Here is a 1,601-nt window from a genome sequence, read left to right on the forward strand (position 1 = left end):
CCGAGGCATCCCGCGGACCAGGAGGAGAAGTGACCCAGCACGGCAGGGCCCTGGCAATCGTGACGAACTACGGCGTCGAACAGGACGAACTGCGCGTCCCCGTACGGCACCTGCGCGAGAACGGCGTCCACGTCGACATCGCAGCCCCCCACCCGGGCCGACGAACCGCTGGTCACGGACGACGCCGGCAACTGGCGGCTGGTGACTTCACGCAACCCCGGTGACCTCGAACACTTCCTCCGGGGAGTCGATGCCGCGCTGCGCGACCTCGCGATCAGGGCGCGGGAGACCAAGGAGTCCTCCACCGGCCGGCCCCGCCACCAGCCGCCCACCGCACGCCCGGCGGACCGCCTGCCGTCCCCCGAGCGCTCAGCCGCCGAGCGGATGCGGGACCTCCTGACCCCGGGCGGGCCGCACTGACCCCGGGCGGCACCCGAACCCCCGGCCGTGGTGCGGTCGGTCCCGACCGGTGCCGAGCCACACGGCCAGCTGACGGAGGGGAAGTCGACCTGCCTGGCGACCGGCTGCGATCAGCCGCCGGTCCGACCCCCTCCAGGTCAGGAGTCGTTCGCGGGGCCGGGCGGTGATCAGCGGCGCGTGTTCCGTCCCGTGGACGTGTAGCCGCGACCCGCTCGGGCAGGCGCTGGGCACGGCCGGACCGGGCCGAGGAGAGGAGGCCAGGCATGGACCGCTTCCGGCAAGTGCCGCCGACAGGGCCGATCGGAACGGCAGGCCCGGCCGGAGTCCCGGTGAACCCGGGGGCTCCGGGCGCGGGGGAGACCAAGCGGTTCGTGTTCTCCGGTCGGGAGGGCGCCGTGCAGGCGGGCCGTGATTTCAGTCGGGAGGCCTTGCGGTCCTGGGCCTGGCTGCCGACCGTGGACGAGGAACGGCTGGGGGTCGCCGAGGACCTCCTGCTGATGGTCGCCGAACTGGTCGCCAATGCCTGTCTGCACACCTCCGGTGGGCCGGGCGAACTGCGGCTGAGGTGGGACGGGCGCCGTCTGCGGGCGGAGGTCACGGACACCAGCCCGGTGCCGCCCGAGCTGCGCCCGTACGCCGACCCGGGCCGACCGGGCGGACACGGTCTCCGTGTGGTGGAGCGACTTGCGGGGTCCTGGGGCTGCGCGCCCGAGGGCGGGGGCAAGGTGGTCTGGCTGGAGATTGGGTGCCCGCCGGGTCCGCCGAACCACCGAGAGTGCTCGGCCTGAGGACCGGGCCCGGGACGCTGGGTGGCCGTCCGAGGTCGGCTCGGCAAGAGAGAGCTCGGATCCTGAGTCGGGAACCGATTCCGGGGTAGAAGTCCCAGAGAGCGGCCGTGATCCGTCCGGCTGCCGCAGCACCGTCGACGGTGCCACCGGGACCGCGCTTGAAGAAGCCGGGCACAGGTTCTGGGAAAGGAGTCCGCGACGCATGGGGTGTGAGCCCCACACGTGTCGCCGGGCGTGATGCCGATGCCCTGGAGATCCAGTGTCTATCCGTGTGGAAACCACCGATCGCGAAGCCGTCCCTGCGGGTCTGCCGCCCGATCTGCCGCGACGGCCCACGGCGGCCGAACTCCGCCGCATGGGGAAGTCCGAGGCGCGGGAGCTGAGCGACGCGCT

3 protein-coding genes are annotated in these 1,601 nt (G+C 73.1%); 2 read left to right on the forward strand and 1 reads right to left on the reverse strand.

Annotated elements, in window-relative coordinates:
• On the reverse strand, positions 1–215 hold a 215-nt coding region (locus AE652_RS47845; protein ID WP_234348215.1), incomplete at its 3' end, for a hypothetical protein.
• Between AE652_RS47845 and AE652_RS47265 the strand changes: the two genes are divergently transcribed.
• Together AE652_RS47265 and AE652_RS03795 are read left to right on the forward strand one after the other, a co-directional pair.
• Complete coding sequence (locus AE652_RS47265) at positions 202–420, forward strand: hypothetical protein (protein WP_049649667.1); 219 nt, start codon at positions 202–204, stop codon at positions 418–420. The two genes, AE652_RS47845 and AE652_RS47265, sit on opposite strands and share 14 nt — an antisense overlap.
• Positions 421–848: 428 nt before the next feature.
• The gene (locus tag AE652_RS03795; RefSeq protein ID WP_234348214.1) at positions 849–1,208 is read left to right on the forward strand and encodes an ATP-binding protein; all 360 of its coding nucleotides are present in this window, start codon (positions 849–851) and stop codon (positions 1,206–1,208) included.
• Positions 1,209–1,601: the final 393 nt, after the last annotated feature.

This window comes from Kitasatospora sp. MY 5-36 (assembly GCF_001182915.1).
In the GTDB taxonomy this organism is placed as follows: Bacteria; Actinomycetota; Actinomycetes; order Streptomycetales; family Streptomycetaceae; genus Kitasatospora.